Origin of the sequence: Paractinoplanes lichenicola, assembly GCF_016785085.1 — a bacterium.
Classification (GTDB): Bacteria; Actinomycetota; Actinomycetes; order Mycobacteriales; family Micromonosporaceae; genus Actinoplanes; species Actinoplanes lichenicola.
On sequence record NZ_JAENHO010000006.1, the window covers coordinates 493,749 to 510,511 of the forward strand.

At 71.2% G+C, this 16,763-nt stretch carries 13 protein-coding genes and 1 pseudogene; 7 read left to right on the forward strand and 7 right to left on the reverse strand.

What is annotated here, in order from left to right; all coding sequences use genetic code 11:
- Position 1: 1 nt before the first annotated feature.
- The 4 genes from JKJ07_RS23430 to JKJ07_RS23440 form a co-directional block, all read right to left on the reverse strand.
- On the reverse strand, positions 2 to 331 hold the full coding sequence (locus JKJ07_RS23430) for a YciI family protein (protein ID WP_202993834.1): 330 nt from the start codon (positions 329 to 331) through the stop codon (positions 2 to 4).
- A gap of 84 nt (positions 332 to 415) precedes the next feature.
- The gene (locus JKJ07_RS50030; protein WP_236029687.1) at positions 416 to 556 is read right to left on the reverse strand and encodes a hypothetical protein; all 141 of its coding nucleotides are present in this window, start codon (positions 554 to 556) and stop codon (positions 416 to 418) included.
- Complete coding sequence (locus tag JKJ07_RS23435) at positions 526 to 1,488, reverse strand: LacI family DNA-binding transcriptional regulator (RefSeq protein WP_307834365.1); 963 nt, start codon at positions 1,486 to 1,488, stop codon at positions 526 to 528. The genes JKJ07_RS50030 and JKJ07_RS23435 overlap by 31 nt, the downstream gene beginning before the upstream one ends.
- Before the next feature lie 280 nt (positions 1,489 to 1,768).
- Positions 1,769 to 3,127: a HAMP domain-containing protein gene (locus JKJ07_RS23440; RefSeq protein ID WP_202993835.1), complete on the reverse strand. Its 1,359-nt coding sequence runs from the start codon at positions 3,125 to 3,127 to the stop codon at positions 1,769 to 1,771.
- Between the two features lie 241 nt (positions 3,128 to 3,368).
- Here JKJ07_RS23440 and ahcY point away from each other — a divergent pair, with 241 nt between their 5' ends.
- The 7 genes and pseudogenes from ahcY to JKJ07_RS50040 all read left to right on the forward strand — a co-directional run.
- Positions 3,369 to 4,844, forward strand: a complete 1,476-nt coding sequence (gene ahcY / locus JKJ07_RS23445; protein ID WP_202993836.1) for an adenosylhomocysteinase — start codon at positions 3,369 to 3,371, stop codon at positions 4,842 to 4,844.
- A 48-nt stretch (positions 4,845 to 4,892) separates the two neighbouring features.
- Positions 4,893 to 6,560 (forward strand): Na+/H+ antiporter, encoded by a 1,668-nt coding sequence (locus JKJ07_RS23450; protein ID WP_202993837.1) that lies wholly within the window; start codon positions 4,893 to 4,895, stop codon positions 6,558 to 6,560.
- A gap of 57 nt (positions 6,561 to 6,617) precedes the next feature.
- On the forward strand, positions 6,618 to 7,220 hold the full coding sequence (locus JKJ07_RS23455) for a hypothetical protein (protein ID WP_202993838.1): 603 nt from the start codon (positions 6,618 to 6,620) through the stop codon (positions 7,218 to 7,220).
- Positions 7,221 to 7,409: 189 nt separating this feature from the next.
- A complete protein-coding gene (locus JKJ07_RS51810) occupies positions 7,410 to 8,015 on the forward strand; it encodes a TetR/AcrR family transcriptional regulator (protein WP_202993839.1) in 606 nt (201 codons plus the stop codon).
- On the forward strand, positions 8,012 to 8,908 hold the full coding sequence (locus JKJ07_RS23465) for an ABC transporter ATP-binding protein (RefSeq protein WP_202993840.1): 897 nt from the start codon (positions 8,012 to 8,014) through the stop codon (positions 8,906 to 8,908). Before JKJ07_RS51810 ends, JKJ07_RS23465 begins: the two co-directional genes overlap by 4 nt.
- Positions 8,905 to 10,482: an ABC transporter permease gene (locus JKJ07_RS23470; RefSeq protein WP_202993841.1), complete on the forward strand. Its 1,578-nt coding sequence runs from the start codon at positions 8,905 to 8,907 to the stop codon at positions 10,480 to 10,482. The genes JKJ07_RS23465 and JKJ07_RS23470 overlap by 4 nt, the downstream gene beginning before the upstream one ends.
- 28 nt (positions 10,483 to 10,510) lie before the next feature.
- Positions 10,511 to 10,675: pseudogene (locus JKJ07_RS50040) on the forward strand (NUDIX hydrolase); the annotation flags it as partial.
- A gap of 168 nt (positions 10,676 to 10,843) precedes the next feature.
- Here the strand turns inward: JKJ07_RS50040 and JKJ07_RS23480 are convergent.
- The 3 genes from JKJ07_RS23480 to JKJ07_RS23490 are packed head-to-tail and all read right to left on the reverse strand — an operon-like array spanning position 10,844 to position 16,741.
- Positions 10,844 to 13,897 (reverse strand): M4 family metallopeptidase, encoded by a 3,054-nt coding sequence (locus JKJ07_RS23480; RefSeq protein ID WP_202993842.1) that lies wholly within the window; start codon positions 13,895 to 13,897, stop codon positions 10,844 to 10,846.
- A 46-nt stretch (positions 13,898 to 13,943) separates the two neighbouring features.
- The gene (locus tag JKJ07_RS23485; protein ID WP_202993843.1) at positions 13,944 to 14,822 is read right to left on the reverse strand and encodes an ABC transporter substrate-binding protein; all 879 of its coding nucleotides are present in this window, start codon (positions 14,820 to 14,822) and stop codon (positions 13,944 to 13,946) included.
- Positions 14,819 to 16,741 carry a putative bifunctional diguanylate cyclase/phosphodiesterase gene (locus JKJ07_RS23490; protein ID WP_307834366.1) on the reverse strand — a complete coding sequence of 641 codons (1,923 nt, stop codon included), beginning with the start codon at positions 16,739 to 16,741 and terminating at the stop codon, positions 14,819 to 14,821. The genes JKJ07_RS23485 and JKJ07_RS23490 overlap by 4 nt, the downstream gene beginning before the upstream one ends.
- Positions 16,742 to 16,763: the final 22 nt, after the last annotated feature.

Genomic DNA, 16,763 nt, shown 5'->3' on the forward strand with positions numbered 1-16,763 from the left:
CTTAAAGGTCGGCGTACGGCCGGAGCTCGATCCGCCCGCCGTGGGCCATCGGATGTGCGGCGGCGACCGCGATCGCCTCGTCCAGGTCGGCACACTCGAGGATGTCGAAACCCACAATGACCTCCTTGGTCTCGGTGAACGGACCATCGGTCAACATGGTCTCGCCACCCCGCACCCGTACGGTCGTGGCCGCGCTCGGCGGGGCCAGCACGTTCCCCGTCACGCGGCGGCCGGCGGCGTCGTTCTCGGCCACCCAGACCTCGATGTCCGGCACCCTGCTCTCGTCGGTCTCGGGCTCGGGGTCGCTGCAGACGAACATCATGTACTTCATCGCTGTCTCCTCGGTCGGCTCGGTCAGCGTGTCACCTGGGTGACGAACGGCCGACCCCCGATCCGGACAGCTTTGCTGTTCTTTTTATGCGGCCGGGATGTTCAGCGGGGTGACCACCTGGACGCTGGACGCGGCCGATCGCACCGGGCCGGGCAGCGCGCCGAGCGCCTGCAGGAGGGCGAGGCAGGCCAGCCTCAGATCGGCTCGCAGGTCGTGATGCAACACGGCGGAAAGCTTTCCGTACGCAGGAGCTCCGCACTCGCTTCGTCCAGGTCGTGCGCCACGAAGACGTCGTAGTTGCGCCGCATCTCGGCGAAGGCCGCCACCACCCCGTCCGTGTCGCCGCTGCCCGGGTCGTAGACCGCGCGCACCGAGGGATTGGCCGCCAGCTCGTCCCTCACTTCGGCCGGCCCGGAGATCAGCACTCGCCTGTTGGGCGCCCGCGACCCCAGCTCGGCCCGGAAACCCACCACGCGCTCCCTGGCCTCTTCGCCGGCCGTTGTGGTGGCTTGCTCGCCCGCCGTTTTGGTGGCTTCGTCGCCGGCCGTTGTGGTGGCTTGCTCGCCCGCCGTTTTGGTGGCTTGCTCGCCGGCCGTTGTTGTGGCTTTGTCGCCGGCCGCCGTCACCAGGATCACTCCCGCCCGGTCGGCCAGCCATTGCTCGATCAGATAGGCGGCGGTCGCCCCCGCCTCGCGCTCGTCGAGACCGACGTGCGCGACCCGTTTGCTCGCCGGCAGGTCGGCACCGAGCGTGACCACCGGGATCTCCAGCCGCCCGATCGCCTCGACCAGCTCCGGCGTCTCGGCCGCCTGCAGGATCACCCCCTGCGACTGGGACCGCGCGATCCTGGCCAACGCCGCCACCGGATCACCCGCCGCGTGGAAGCGGGGCCGGACCACCGCCGGACGCAACCCACCCAGCTCGGCCCGCAGCGCCGCCTCAACCCGCACCCGATCGCGCACCACCAGATCGATCGGAAACACCCGGGCCGGCAGCGGGCTCTGCTCCTGCCGCCGATCAAGCGCCGCGATCGCCTGATGCACCGCGCGAACGCTGCTCTCCCGCACCCCGCCCCGCCCGTGCAGCACCCGATCGACGGTGGCCTGACTGAGCCCGGCCTGAGCGGCGATCTCGCGAATCCGATAGGGATGCTTCACGCGGGCCCGCCCCCCCTTTTTGTACCTTTTCTTCCTGGTATACCCACCGCCACCCCCAGCCACCCAGGGCAGGGATGCGGCGACCCTACGCCTTACGGCAAGTCGTGGGGCGCAGTTATCCACAGGCGGCAGCTAGTTATCCACAGGCCCGTGCGGTGCTCTTTTCGAGCGGTAGCGTCTTCGCACACGCAGGGATCCGACCCCACGTTCGTACAGGATGAGGGGTTTCTGAGGTTTTATGGAAGGACTTTGATGTCTGGTCAGCCCATCGCGCGACTGGTCACGCGTCACCGTCGAGCAGGGCGGTCATGCGGCGGTGCTCGTCCGCCATGACCGCCAGGATGAGGTGGCGCTGGGTGGCCGGCATCTCCGGGTTGTCCAGCAGCTGATCGAGCTGGTAGCCCATGTCGGCGAGGCTCGGCCGCAGCTCGGCGACGGCCGGCGAGACGACCGGGGCCTGAGCCGCTTCGGGGGCAAGCGCCGGCTCGGTAACGGGGACGGGTTCGGCGGCCGGCTGGGACAGCTCGCCTCCCGACGCCCCGGACGCGTCCTCAGACACGTCGGCGGACTGCCCGGACGCGGCCGGCGACAACTCGGCTGCCCCGGTGGACGGCTTCGACGCACCTGACGACGACTCGGACCCAGCGGGCTGACCCGACGCGTCCGGTGACGGCCCGGACCCGGCGGCGGGCTGGCTTGACCGGGTCGGTGACGGCTCGAAACCGGCGGCGGGCCGGCTCGCGCCTGATGACGGCTCGGCGTCGCTCGTGGGTCGGCTCGGGGCGTTGCCCTGCGGGTGGTCGGCGGGGAGGGCCGTGCTGGTCGACGGGTCGGAGGCGTCCGGTCGGTGGGCGCGTTTGGGCTCGACTGCGCGCATCTCCACGGTGGGGGCGGCAACGGCCGAGGGGGTGCCGGACGACGTCCGGGAGTCGGTCGAGGCAGCGTCGGCCGAGGAGGTCGACGAGGTCGACGAGGTGTCGACCGCGGAAAAGGAGGTGGTGGCGGGGGCGGCGGGAGATGAGGAACGCGCCCTGGCAAGAAGATCGTTCAAGGTGTCGGTGAGCTCGGCGACCTCCCGCGGGCTCCTCACCTCGGGAAGCCGCTGCCCAGGATCGGCCGGGTCCAGCTCCCGGGCCGCCCCCAGCAACCGCTGGAACGGCCGCAACACCAACCCCGTCGCAAACCACACCCCGGCCGCGCTCAAGACGGCGGCGAGCAGCACCAGCAGATCCACGACCAGCACGTTATCGGTGTGCTGCTCGGAAAGGTCGTCCAGGCTCATCAGAATTTGCATCTGGGCCCCGGTCGGCAGGGTCTGGGCCAGGGAGCGCCACTCGTCGTCGCCCGAGTTGACTGTCGAAAACCCGTCTTGGGCGGGCATCGGGAAGCCGGCCGACGAGCCGACCTGTTTGAGCATCTCGCCGCCCTGGATGAGGCGGATCGCGAAGCTGCCGTCGGTGGGGAGCGAACCGTTCTTCTCGGCGGCGGCGCGCACCTGTTCGGCGCGGGCGGCGAGGACGCGGTCCAGGTCGGCGCGGTCTCGGTGGTCGATTCGCACGACGATGAGCAGACCGGCGAGCGCCACCACGAGCGCGACGAGGGCGGTGACGGTCAGCGTCAGCTGGGTGCGAAGCCTCATAACCGGGGCGAGTTCCTCAAAAAAGAACGGGGGAAGCGGGGAGGGCAGACGCGAGGCTAGTGGAGCGAACGCCGACCGGGAAGATACGGCTGCCGGTCGAACGAATCTCCGTCTCCGGCTAAGCTAAGAGCTGCCCGCGTCGAGAGGCGCTGCGACGGAACCGGCGATGCCTGGTCTCCGCCACGCTCGGCCCGGGTTTCTGAAGTCAAGGGCGCCTCCTGATGAGGGAGGAGACCCTCGTATGAGCACCGATCTTGCCAAAAGCCGCCTGACCTCTGTCAACGGGGTCGCGTTCGCGGTCGCCGACATCTCGCTGGCCGAGGCGGGGCGCCACCAGCTGCGTCTGGCCGAGCACGAGATGCCGGGCCTGATGTCGCTGCGCGAGGAGTTCGGCGACAGCAAGCCGCTGGCCGGCGCCCGGATCGCCGGTTCGCTGCACATGACCGTGCAGACCGCCGTGCTGATCGAGACGCTGGTCGCGCTGGGCGCGCAGGTCCGCTGGGTGTCCTGCAACATCTTCTCGACGCAGGACGAGGCGGCCGCCGCGGTCGTCGTCGGTCGCGACGGTTCGGTCGACAAGCCGGTCGGCGTCCCGGTCTTCGCCTGGAAGGGCGAGACGCTGGACGAATACTGGTGGGCCACCATGAAGCTGTTCGACTTCGGTGACGGCCTCGGCCCGAACATGATCCTCGACGACGGTGGCGACGCGACCCTGCTCGTGCACAAGGGTGTCGAGTTCGAGGCGGCCGGCGCGGTGCCGCAGGCCACCGAGGACGACAACCACGAATACCGGATCATCCTTGAGACGCTGCGCGCGAGCCTGGCCGAGGACCCGCAGCGGTTCACCCGCATCGCGGCCGAGATCCGCGGCGTGACCGAGGAGACGACGACCGGTGTGGCCCGGCTCTACAAGCTGGCCAAGGAGGGCACGCTGCTCTTCCCGGCGATCAACGTCAACGACGCGGTCACCAAGAGCAAGTTCGACAACAAGTACGGCATCCGGCACTCGCTGGTCGACGGTCTCAACCGCGCGACCGACGTGATGCTGGGCGGCAAGCTGGCCGTGGTCTGCGGTTACGGCGACGTCGGCAAGGGCTCGGCCGAGACCCTGCGGGGTCAGGGCGCCCGCGTGGTCGTCACCGAGGTCGACCCGATCTGCGCGCTGCAGGCCGCGATGGACGGCATGCAGGTCGTGACGCTCGAGGATGTCGTCGCTGAGGCTGACATCTTCATCACCACCACCGGTGGCACCGACATCATCACCGCCGAGCACCTGTCGGCGATGAAGCACAACGCGATCGTCGGTAACGTCGGCCACTTCGACGACGAAATCGACATGGCGGGCCTGGCCAAGGTTCCCGGAATCGATAAGGTTGAAATCAAGCCGCAGGTGCACGAGTGGCGCTTCCCGGACGGTCACTCCGTGATCGTTCTCTCCGAGGGCCGCCTGATGAACCTGGGCAATGCGACCGGTCACCCCAGCTTCGTGATGTCGAACTCCTTCACCAACCAGGTGATGGCGCAGATCGAGCTGTGGACCAAGCCGGGCGAGTACGAGAAGCAGGTGTTCGTCCTCCCGAAACATCTGGATGAGAAGGTGGCTCGGCTGCACCTGGACGCCCTGGGCGTTCGCCTGACCACGCTCACCAAGAAGCAGGCGGAATACCTGGGGGTCGACATCGAGGGCCCCTACAAGCCCGAGCACTACCGCTACTGACAACTGCTTTCCCCGCCCGGCCTCATCGGCGGGGCCGGGCAGGGAAAGATGTTCAACGTGCACGTCGAGGGAACCCTGCTCTTCATCCTGGCCGCCGTCGGCGTGATCGTGGCGATCCGGGTGATCTCCGAGAAGACCGGCCTGCCGGCGGCCGCGCTGCTCACGATCGCGGGCATTACGTACGCCGTGCTGCCCGGCCCGAACGTCGAGCTCGAACCTGAGCTGATCATGACGTACGTGATCCCGCCGTTGCTCTACAGCGCAGCGCTGGACGCGTCATTGCTCGACATCCGCCGGCACATGCGTACGGTGGTCAGCCTCTCGGTCTTGCTGGTGCTGGCCACCGCGCTGCTCATCGGCGTCGGGATGAACCTGTGGGTGACCGGCGCGACCCTCGCGGCCGGCATCGCCCTGGGCGCCGCCGTAGCCCCGCCCGACCCGGTCGCCGCGCTGGCCGTGGGCCGCCGGGCCGGGTTGCCGCCCAAGATAATCACCCTGATCCAGGGTGAGGGCCTGCTCAACGACGCGACCGCGCTGACCATCCTGACCGTGGCGATCGCGGCTACCGACGGCGGCGGGTTCTCGTTCCCGGCGGCGACCCTCGAGTTCTTCGTGATGGCGGCCGGTGGCGTGGTGGCCGGTGTCGTGGTGGCGTACGTCGTCCGCTACCTACGGCACCTGCGCGGCGACCCGCTGACCGCGAACGCGATCTCGCTGGCCACCCCCCTCGCGGCGTACGTGCTGGCCGAGTCGGTGCACGTCTCGGGTGTGCTCGCCGTCGTCATCGCCGGTCTGATCATCGGGCACGACTCGTCGCGGCACAGCGTGGCGGCCAGCCGGCTGCAGACCACCGCGGTCTGGCGGCTCGTCGACTTCCTGCTCGAGGGCCTGGTCTTCCTGCTGATCGGGCAGCAGCTGCCGACCGTGGTCGAGGGGCTGAGCGAATACGAGACCTCGACCGTCGTGATCGCGGTGGCGGTGACGGTCGGCGTGACGCTGCTGCTGCGGCCGTTGTGGCTGATCCTGACCCAGCTGCTGCCGCGCTCGTTGCACATGCGGCTGGGCGGCGAGCCGATGGCCGAGGACGAGTCGGCCGACCCGGCGCGCGTCGAGAGAGTGCGCGAGAAGGCGCTGACCGGCAAGGAAGTGACCGCGCTGAGCTGGGCCGGCACCCGCGGCGTGATCAGCCTGGCCGCCATCTTCACGCTGCCCGAGACGGTGCCGCAGCGCGACCTGCTGCATTTCTGCGCGTTCGTGGTGGTGCTGGTGACGCTGCTGGGCCAGGGTCTGACGTTCGCGCCGCTGGTGCAGTGGCTGGGGTTGCGGGCCAACAAGAGCGACGAGGCCCGCGAGCGCAACGAGGCCCGGTCGGCGTCGGTGCAGGCCGCCCTGGACAGGCTCGACGAGATCCAGGAGGAGCAGCACGACCACGTCGAGGATGTGGCGATCGAGCACATGCGCAAGCAGCTCGACGTGCGGCTCGAGCGTTACCGCCGGCGGCTCGACATGCTCGAGAAGTCCGACTCCGACGAGGTGCCGGTGTCGCCGCAGTACGAGGCGGCGCTGATGGTGCGGCGCAAGGTGATCGAGGCGCAGCGGGAGGAGCTGCTGCGCTGGCGGGACGCGGGCAACCTGAACGACGAGGGCCTGCGGATCCTGGAGCGCGAGCTCGACCACGAGGAGCGCCTGCTCCCCGATCGCAGCGGCAAAGCCTGACGCAACTCTTACAAACGGCTCGCACTCCCCTGACCGGCGGCCGGGACGCTCGGCGGCATGAGACGAATCCTCGCTCCTCTGCTGCTCACCGGGGTCCTGCTCGCCGGCGGGGCGTGCGCCGCCCAGCCCGTCGCCGCGCAGACCATCGACACCCTGCTGGTCTCGGCCGACCAGCAGATGGGCGCCCTCGACGAGCCCGCCGACCTGGCCGATGACCTGCGCGCGGCCGGCTCGAAGCGGTCGGTCGCCGAGCGCGTCGACCGCCGGCTGGCCGCCTTGAAGCGCTTCGACGCCACGATCGAGAAGTCGAAGCACCTGCAGCCCGCGCACAAGGCGGCGCTGGCCAAGCTCATCGACGACCAGACCGCCGGCCTGACCGCGCTGCGCGACAAGACCGGCAAGGACGCGGCCCGCAGCGTGGTCACGGACTTTCGCGTCTTCATCCTGACCGGCCCCAAGGTGCGGCTGGCCACGGCCATCGACGCCGAGCTGGCCGCCGCCGAGAAGCTGGGTAAGGCCGACGTCGAGAAGGCCCTGAGCGGCCAGGTCGACGCCCTGTTGAAGATCCAGCCCGGCCCGGACGCGGCGGCGATCAAGAAGCAGGTGGAGCCGATCCGGCAGGCGGCCAAGGACGCGCGCGCGGCCCTGAAGTCGAAGTAAGCGCGACCACTCACGCACGTCGCCGTGGCGGTCTGAGCGTTCTGGGCGCCCCGGCGCCCTGCTCAGGCCGCTGCGGTCCCCGCGGGAGCGACGGTCCGCACCACCCACTCACCTGGGACATCCGGCTCTTGATCTTGATAGGGAGAAAATTGGCACGTCGGCTACACAGTCGTGTAGTAAGCTACACACGTGAGTAGCGATCTGACCGCCCGTGCCCGCATCCGTGACGCCGCCATTCAGCTGTTTGCGGAGCGTGGCGTCGAGGGTGCGACGATCCGTGACATCGCGCAGCAGGCCGACGTGTCCTCCGGCCTGCTGCGGCACCATTTCGGCTCCAAGGAGGGCTTGCGCGACGCCTGCGACGAGTGGGCGCTGCACGAGCTGACCAAGGTCAGCGGCCAGTTCATCGAGTTCTCCACGCTCGACGGCTTCACTCTCCGGGTCCGGCTGCTGCAGAGCTATCTCATCCGCTCCATCCTGGACGGCTCGCCGGCCGGCACCGCGATGTTCGACCGCATGCTGGAGTACGGCGAGCAGTGGCTGGCCACCACCGATCTCAAGGTGGCCGACCCGCGGGCCTTCGTCGCGGTGCTCTCCGTGATGAAGATGTCGCTGTTCACCATGAGTGACTTGATGTCGCGCGCGCTCGGTGACGATGTCACCCAGCCGCAGGCGTGGGGCCGGATGCTGCGGGCCTCGCTCGACCTGTTCTCCCAACCCCTCATCACGAAAGAGCAGGCTCTGCAGGCGGAGTCGGCCATCGACCGGGTGATCGCCGGAGAGGAAGCATCATGACCGAGGCCATCGACGCCACGGGGCTCGTCAAGCGGTTCGGCAAGGTCACCGCCCTCGACGGGCTCGACCTGCACGTCCGCACGGGCGAGGTGCACGGGTTCCTCGGTCCCAACGGGGCCGGCAAGACCACCACCATCCGCATCCTGCTCGGCCTGTCGAGGCACAACGGCGGGACGGTCTCGCTGCTCGGCGGCGATCCGTGGAGCGAGGCGACCGAGTTGCACAAACGCCTGGCGTACGTGCCGGGTGACGTCACCCTCTGGCCCGCGCTGACCGGCGGCGAGGTGATCGACCTGCTCGGCCGGCTGCGCGGCGGGCTCGACACCACCCGCAAGGCCGAGCTGCTCGAGCGGTTCCAGCTCGATCCGCGCAAGAAGGGCCGCACCTACTCCAAAGGCAACCGGCAGAAGGTCGCCCTGATCGCGGCGCTGGCGTCCGATGTGGAGCTACTAATCCTCGACGAGCCCACCTCCGGCCTCGACCCGCTCATGGAGGAGGTGTTCCGCGAGGTCGTCCTCGAGGAGAAGAAGCGCGGCGACCGTACGGTCCTGCTGTCCAGCCACATCCTGGCCGAGGTCGAGGTGCTCTGCGACCGGCTGACGATCATCCGCGAGGGCCGTACGGTCGAGACCGGCACCCTGGCCGACATGCGGCACCTGACCCGCACGACGATCCAGGCCGAGCTGGCCGGGCCGCCGGACGGGCTGGCCACGCTGGCCGGGGTGCACGACTTCCAGCTCGACCACGACCGGGTGCGGTTCGACGTCGACACCGACGCCCTCGAGCCGGCGTTGCGCAAGCTGGTCGCCGTCGGGGTCAAGAGCCTGGTCAGCCAGCCGCCGTCGCTCGAAGAGCTGTTCCTGCGGCAATATCAGAAAGACGAGCGGCGATGACCGGCACCGGCCGGCTCATCCGGCTGATCCTGCGCCGTGACCGCGTCGTACTGCCCCTGTGGGTGGTGCTGCTCGGGCTCGTCCCGGCGGGTTACGTGGCCTCGTTCGAGGGGTTGTTCCCGACCGAGGCCGAGCGCATCGACTACGCCCAGGCCAGCGCGGGCAACGCCGGCTTCGTCACGCTCTACGGCCCGCTGCACGGCTCGTCGCTGGGTGAGCTCGTGGCCTGGCGGGCCGGGTTCCAGCCGGTGCTGGTGGCGCTGTGCGCGCTGCTCATGGTCGTGCGGCACACCCGCACCGACGAGGAGGCGGGCCGCACCGAGCTGATCGGCGCCGCGGCGGTCGGCCGGCACGCTCAGCTGGCGGCCGCGCTGATCACGACCTGCGCCGCGAGCGTGCTGCTGGGCGCGGTGGTGACGGCGGCGATGCTCGGGCAGGGCCTGCCGGCGGCGGGCTCGCTGGCCTTCGGCGCCGAGATGGCCCTGGCCGGGTGCGTGTTCGCGGGCGTCGGCGCGGTCACCGCCCAGCTCACCAGCAGCGCGCGCGGGGCCCGGACGATCGCGCTGATCGTGCTCGCGGCCGCCTACGTGCTGCGCGTCGGCGGCGACGTCTCGGCCCTCGGCGACGGGTCGCTCGCGTGGCTGAGCCGGCTCTCGCCCATCGGCTGGGTGCAACACCTCTTCCCGTACGGGGTGAACGACTGGTGGCCGGCGTTGCTGGCGCTCGCGGTCACGGTCGTCACGACCGGGGTCGCCGGGCTGCTGCTGACCCGGCGCGACTTCGGGGGCGGCCTGCTGCCCGCGCGCCTGGGCCCGGCTTCGGCCCCGGCCGGGCTGGGGACGCCGCTCGGGCTGGCCTGGCGTCTGCACCGGGGCCTGCTGCTCGGCTGGGTCGTCGGGTTCGCGCTGCTCGGCCTGGTCTTCGGCGGGGTCGGCGGCAGCGTGCTCGACATCGCGTCGGAGAATTCGGGGCTCGGTGAGATCTTCGCCCGGCTCGGCGGCTCGGAGGCACTGGTCGACAGCTACTTCGCCGGGATCGCGGGCATCGTCGGGCTGATCGCGGCCTGCTATGCCGTGCAGGCCACGCTGCGGCTGCGCGACGAGGAGCAGACCGGTCACGCCGAGGCGACGCTGAGCACTGCCGTCTCCCGGTACGCATGGGCCGGCGCGCACCTGTTCTTCTCGCTGCTGGGCCCGGCCGTGGTGCTGGCGGTCGAGGGGGTAGCGGTCGCGCTGGCCTATCCCCAGGGCGACTTCGGCGAGATCCTCGGCGGCACGCTGGTGCAACTGCCGGCGGTGTGGGTGCTGGCCGCGCTCGCGGTGGTCGCGTTCGGCCTGCTGCCCCGGCTCTCGGCCGTGGCCTGGGCGCCGCCCGCCCTCTGCCTGCTGATCCTGCTGGTCGGCCAGACCCTGCAACTCGACCAGTGGCTCCTCGACATCTCCCCGTTCACCCACACCCCCAAACTCCCCGGCGGCGACCTCTCCCCCACTCCCCTGATCACCCTGACCGTGGTCGCGGCCGCCTTGACCGCCGTGGGCATCCTCGGAGTCCGGAGACGCAACATTCCCGACTGACGTTGCCGGGTCCTCGTAGCGTGACGGCATGCCGATTCCGGAGTTTGTCGTCGCGTTGCGGGAGAAGGTCGGGCACGATCCGTTGCCGCTGCCCGGGGTGATCGCCGTCGTGCTCGACGAGCGGGGGCGGGTGCTGCTGGTGCGCCGCTCCGACACCGCCGAGTGGGCCCTGGTCACCGGGTGTCTGGAGCCGGGCGAGCAGCCGGCCGCGGGCGCCGCGCGGGAGGTGTTCGAGGAGACCGGCGTCAAGGTCACAGTCGGTGCAGGTCGGCTGGTTCGAGCCGGAGGATGTGCCGGACCTGCCGGCGCACCAGGCTCGCTGTCTGGCGGTGAGCCGGGACAGCGAGCCCTGGTTCGCGCGCTAGCTCACGGTGAGTTTGAGGGCCGAGGTGTAGCCGTACGCGTTGGTGCCGCCGCCGGTGGCCACGACGCGGAGGTTCCACGTGCCGCGGGCGAAGGCACGGGCGATCGAGTAGTTGCCGGCGGCGGTGATCTGGGTGCTCTGGATCGTCACCCACGCGCCGTCGGTGTAGCGCTGCAGGCTGGCCTGGACGCCGGCCGTGGCCGGGCGGACCGTGCCGGTGAACGTGACCGTCTTGTTGGCCGTCGTCGACAGGGTGCTCGGGGTGACCGTGACCGCGTAGCGCACCGTGATCGTCGACGTGGGTGACGTCGCGGTCCACAGGCCGCTGCGGGCCGGCACGTACGACGCCCGGTAGGCCGTGGTCACGGTCGGGTTCACCGTGCGGCTCCACGCCCCCGTCGCGCCCGCCGTGACCGTGCCCACCTGCGTCCACGTGGTCGCCGTGGCCGGCTTCTGCTCCACGACGACCTTGGCGTTGGCCGGCGCCGGGGTGACCGTGCCGCTCAGCGTGACGGCGCTGCCGTGAGCGACGATCAGCGACGGCGGCGACAGCGTCACGGTGGCCCCGGAGGGCTCGAGCTTCAGGACCTTCTCGGCGCTGTCGACCGCGGTGCCGCGCGCCCGGATGCTGATCTCATACGTCTGCTTGGTGTCGAGCCCGGGCAGGGTGAGCGTGCGGGTCGTGGCCGGCAGCACCCGCTCCGAGCCGGGCGTGACCCGCACGACGTAGCCGGTCACAGGCGGGCCGCCGGGGGGCGAGTCCCAGGCGACGACGGCGGTGCCGTTGGTGTCGCTGGGCAGCACGTAGCCCGTCGGCGTCAGCGGCGGCAGCGCCGACGAGACCGTGTACGGCTGGGTGAAGACCGCCGTCTCGCCGTCGTCGTCGGTCACGGTGTACCGGATCGTGCCGGTGCCCTCCTTGGTCGGCGTGCCCGTCACGGTCACCTTGGTCATGAAGGTCAGGTCGGGGTCGGGCGCGGCGGTGGCAGTCAGCCCGTCGGGCAGCCCACTCGTCTCGACGGTGACCGGCTTATCGTCGTTCAAGTAGTAGTCGGGGTAGTCGTCGAAGCGGGAGAAGAACGAGACCTCGGTGCCGACGTTGAAGGCGCGCGAGGCGGGCAGCGGCGACACCGGCGCCGGCGGCCCCTTGATGTGCCAGGGCGGCGCGGTGAGGCCGGTCCGGTTGCCGTCCGGGTCGGTGGCCTCGATCCGCACGACCGACCGGATCTTCTCCGTCGGCACACCGCTGATCAGGCCCTCCGGAGTGATCGTGAGGCCGGGCGGCAGGTCCGTCGCCGACCAGACGATGGATTGCCCCTGCGGGTCGCGCCCGGTCAGCTGATGCTGCACCGCCGTGCCGATGTGGCCCAGCGGGAACTCGACCGGGTCGATCACGGGGGCGGTCGTCGACGGCGGCACCGTGCCCGAGCCGTCCACCCCGACCGCCAGCCACGCGGCCTGCACACTGGACAGTTCGGCACTGTCCGCGCCGTACAGGTCGGTGGCCGCCTGCAGCGTGGCCGTGCGCGCACCGGCGAAGTCGGTGCTGGAGACCATGTAGGTGGTCAGCGCGCGATACCAGACGGCGCCGGCCGCGGCGTTGCCGATGCCGGTGACGGGGGCCGCGCCGCCGCACGGGGTGCTGCTGCCCCACTGCGTCGTGCCGCTGCCCACGGCCAGGTTGTAGAAGAACTTGTTGGCGATGCCGGACGAGCGGTGCACGTCCAGGTCCTTGATCGTGGGGGTCCAGCACGAGACCGACCGGCCGACCCGGGTGGGCTCGTCCATCCGGCGCAGCGGCTCCGGGCCGGTCATCTCGGCGACCAGATAGTCGGGCTCGTCGGCCGGGTTGTCGGCGGCGAACTCGACCAGCGTGCCGAAGATGTCGCTGGTCGCCTCGTTCAGGCCGCCCGACTCGCCCGCGTAGACCAGGCCGGCGGTGCGGAAGGTGACCCCGTGCGCGAGCTCGTGGCCGACGATGTCGAGCGACGTGAACGGCTTGCGGCTGCCGTCGCCGTCCCCGAACATCACGCAGGCGCAGCGGTCGTTCCAGGACGCGTTCGCCTCGTTCACGTCGTGGTGCACGTACGCGGTGGTGCCCTTGCCGTCGCCGTTGACGCCCGCGCGGCCGAACGTGTCCGCGAAGTAGTCCCACGTGCGGGCCATGCCGTAGTGCACGTCGGCGCCCGCGGTGGCCCGGTCGGCCATCGTCCCGTCGCCCCACACGTCGTCGGCGTCGGTGAACGCCCGCGAGTTGGCCTCGGTGGGAGGGTCGGTGCTGTTCAGCGCGTCCCGCGTCGAGCCGCCGCCCCGGTCCGGGTCGGTCAGGTCAAAAGCGCCTTCCCCCGTACGGGTGGTGGACAGCTTGACGTCGCCGTTGTGCATGCCGTGCCCGGTCGAGGTGTCGGCCGTGTGCACGAGGTCGTACGTGCGCCGGGTCTTGCCCGTGGTGGCGTCGACGATCACCACGCGCCGGTCCGCGACTGTCACTTCCCAGGCCAGCGCCGGCTTGCCCGCGTGGGCGTCGACCACGAGCCGCGCCTCGGCCGGCTGCTTCTTCGCCACCTTGACCGCGGTCGCCTTCGCCACCTTGGGCTTGCGGGAGACGTCGATGGCCGCGTCCTGGGCCACGGTGGCGCCGGTGAGCTCGCCCGTGCCGCTGGTGTGCACGACGAAGTCGCCGCCGAGCACGTCGAGGCCGTGCCAGGTGCGGTCGAAGCGCACGTGCCGGTCGCCGTCCTGGTCGACCACGACGTCACGAGCCTGGTATTTCTCGCCCGCGACGGCCCGTACGGCCTTCTTGTTGTTGCGGACGACCTTGGCCGCGGCGTCGACCTGCGCGGGCTCGGCGGCCGGCGGCGTGGACCGCCCGGCCTCGACCGGTGCGCGTGACGGCGCAGGCGTCGCCCGACCGGCCGCGACCGTGTCCGGCGCCGGGGTCTGGCCGGACGGCGACGGCGACGACACCGCGGCATAGGTGCCCGCCCCGATCAGGGCCGCGGCAGTGACTGTGGCGACGATGATCCGGGCGTGGCTGCGCCTGACCGTCATTAATTTGTCCCCCGTCAATATTGATGACGGCAAAGACGATAGACGATCAGACGCGGCCCATGGTGCCCGAGGCGATCGCACCGTTGCCGATGCCCCAGCGCTGCAGCAGCTCGGTGTAGACGCCGGTGCGGACCAGCTCGTCGAAGGCGGCCTGGACGGCGTCCCGCAGCTCCGGGGCGTCCTTGGCGAACGCGATGCCGAACAGCCCCGGCTCGTACTGGGTGGTCGACGCGAGCTGGTAGAACGCCTTGGTGCGGGGGTCCGAGGCCAGGTAGGCGGCGGGCGGGAAGTCGTTGAGGACGGCGGCGGCGCGGCCGGTGCGCAGCTCGACCAGGGCGTCCGCGTTCGTCTTGTAGAGCTTGATCGTCATCGGGTTGCCCTCGCAGGCCCGCTGGGACCGTTGGAGCAGGTCGGCCTGCACGGTGCCGCGCTCGGTCGACACCACCAGGCCGCACAGCGAGCGGAAGCCGGTGACGCCCTTGGGGTTGCCCCGCTGCACGATGATCGCGGTGCCGGCCGCGAAGTAGTCGACGAAGTCGGCCTTCTTGCGGCGCTCGGCGGTGTTGTTCATCGAGGACAGCACGCCGTCGTACTGGCCGGCGGCCAGGTCGTCGAGCGCGGTGTGGAAGTCGCCCTGCACCATCTCGGCGTCGACGCCCAGCACCGAGCCGAGCGCGCTGGCCAGGTCGGGCGAGAAGCCGATGATCGTCCGGCCGTCGGCCGCGAACTGCTCCATCGGCGCGTAGCTGGCGTCGGTCATGAAGCGGATCGTCCCGCGGGCCCGGATGCTCTCCGGCAGGCTCTCGTGCAGCCCCTGGTTGACGGCGATGCCCGCGTCGCCGGACGGCGCGGGCTCCGACCGGGCCGGCGCGGCGCACCCGGTCAGGGCGGCGAGCAGGACGGCGGCGAGCAGGGCACGCTTCACGATGCGGCTCCGGTGATCTCGTACGTTCCGACCTCGGCCCAGGGAACCGGGCGCGAGTACAAATAGCCCTGGGCCTCGTCGCAGCCGGCCCGGCGGAGCCAGTCGGCCACCTCGGGCGACTCGATCCCCTCGGCGGTGACGCGGCTGCCCAGGCCGTGGGCGAGGGCGATGATCGCGCGGACGATGGCCTGGCTGGGCGGCGCCTCGAGCACGTCCCGGACGAACGTACGGTCGATCTTGATCTCGGCGATGGGCAGGCCGCGCAGCTGCGACATGCTGGTGTAGCCGGTGCCGAAGTCGTCGACCGAGATGCCGATGCCGCGGGTGGTCAGGTCGAGCACGGCCTGCTCGGCGCGGCGGGTGTCGGCGGCCAGCGCGGTCTCGGTGATCTCGAGCAGCAGCCGGTGCGCCGGGGTGCCGTGCTCGGCCAGCAGGCCCGAGACGAAGTCGGCGAACCCGGGCTTCTCCAGGTTGCGGGCCGAGACGTTGACCGACACGCCCCACGAGCGGCCGGTGGCCGTCCAGGCGGCCTGGTCGGCCAGCGCCCGCGCCAGCACCCAGGCGGTCAGCGGCTCGATCAGCCCCGACTGCTCGGCGGCGGGCAGGAACTCCGACGGCGGGAGCAGGCCACGCTGCGGGTGCTGCCAGCGCACCAGCGCCTCGACCCCGACCACTTCGCCCGTACGCAGGTCGACCTTGGGCTGGTAGTGCAGGACGAGCTCGTCGCGGGCCAGCGCGTGCCGCAGCTCGGCCTGCACGACCAGCCACTGGGTGGGGTGCGACATGTCCTCGCCGGCGTAGACGACGATGTCGGCCGACCCGCGCTTGCCGTGATACATCGCGGCGTCGGCCCGGCGCAGCAGCTCGTCGACCGCGCGGCCGTGCTCGGGGTAGTGCGCGACGCCGAAGCTGGCCTCGATGCTCAGCGGCACCCCGTCCAGCACGACCTCGGTGGCGAGCGCGGCGCTGAGCCCGTCGAGCAGCCGGCGGACGGTCGCGGCGTCGCTGCGCGGCAGGATCAGCGCGAACTCGTCGCCGCCGAGCCGGGCCAGGGTGTCGGCCGGCCGCAGCCCGGCCCGCAGCCGGTCGGCCACGACCGCGAGCAGCTCGTCGCCGGCGTGGTGGCCCAGGGTGTCGTTGACCTCCTTGAACCGGTCGAGGTCGACGAGCACGATCGCGCCCGGCTCGCCGTCCTGGGCCAGGGCCGCGCGGGCCCGCTCGTGGAACGCGGCCCGGTTGGGCAGCCCGGTCAGGGCGTCATGCAGCGCCTCGTGCGCCTGCCGCTGGGCGTAGCGCCGCAGCGAGCGGGTGGTCGACCACGAGATCAGGCCGAGCACCAGATAGAGCAGGCCCAGGCCGGCGCCGAGACGCCAGTACGTGACGGCGGTCTGCTCGCGCAGGCGGGCCGCGATGTGCTCGTACGGCAGATAGAGCTCGAGCACGCCCACCGACTGCCCGGAGGCGCTGGCCACGATCGGCTGCAGCACCCGGATGACCTGCCCGCCGGGCGCCTCGGGCACGCTCAGCAGGCCGACCTCGGTGTGCCCGGCGGCGGCGGACCGGAACGCCGGATCGTTGATCGAGATCCCGCCCGCGGTCGTGCCGTCGTCCGAGAAGACCACCTGGCCGTTGAAACCGCGGACCCGCAGCCGCAGCACCGAGTCGTTGTAGATGGCCAGGTCGGTGGCGCGCTGCAGCCGGTCCCGCTGCCCCGTGGTGAGGCCGTCGGCCAGGTCGGCCTCGGCCAGCGCGGGCGCGACGGCCATCTCGGCGATCACGGCGGCCTGGGCCCGGCCCTGGTCCTGGCCCCAGCGGCGGGCGTCCACGGCCGTGCCGTGCAGCATCACCGCGCCCAGCGCCCCGATCGGGACGAGGCTGGCCACGGCGTACGCGGCGAACAGGCGCGCGCTCGTCCGCACACCCGCCCTGGTTGTTCCGCGT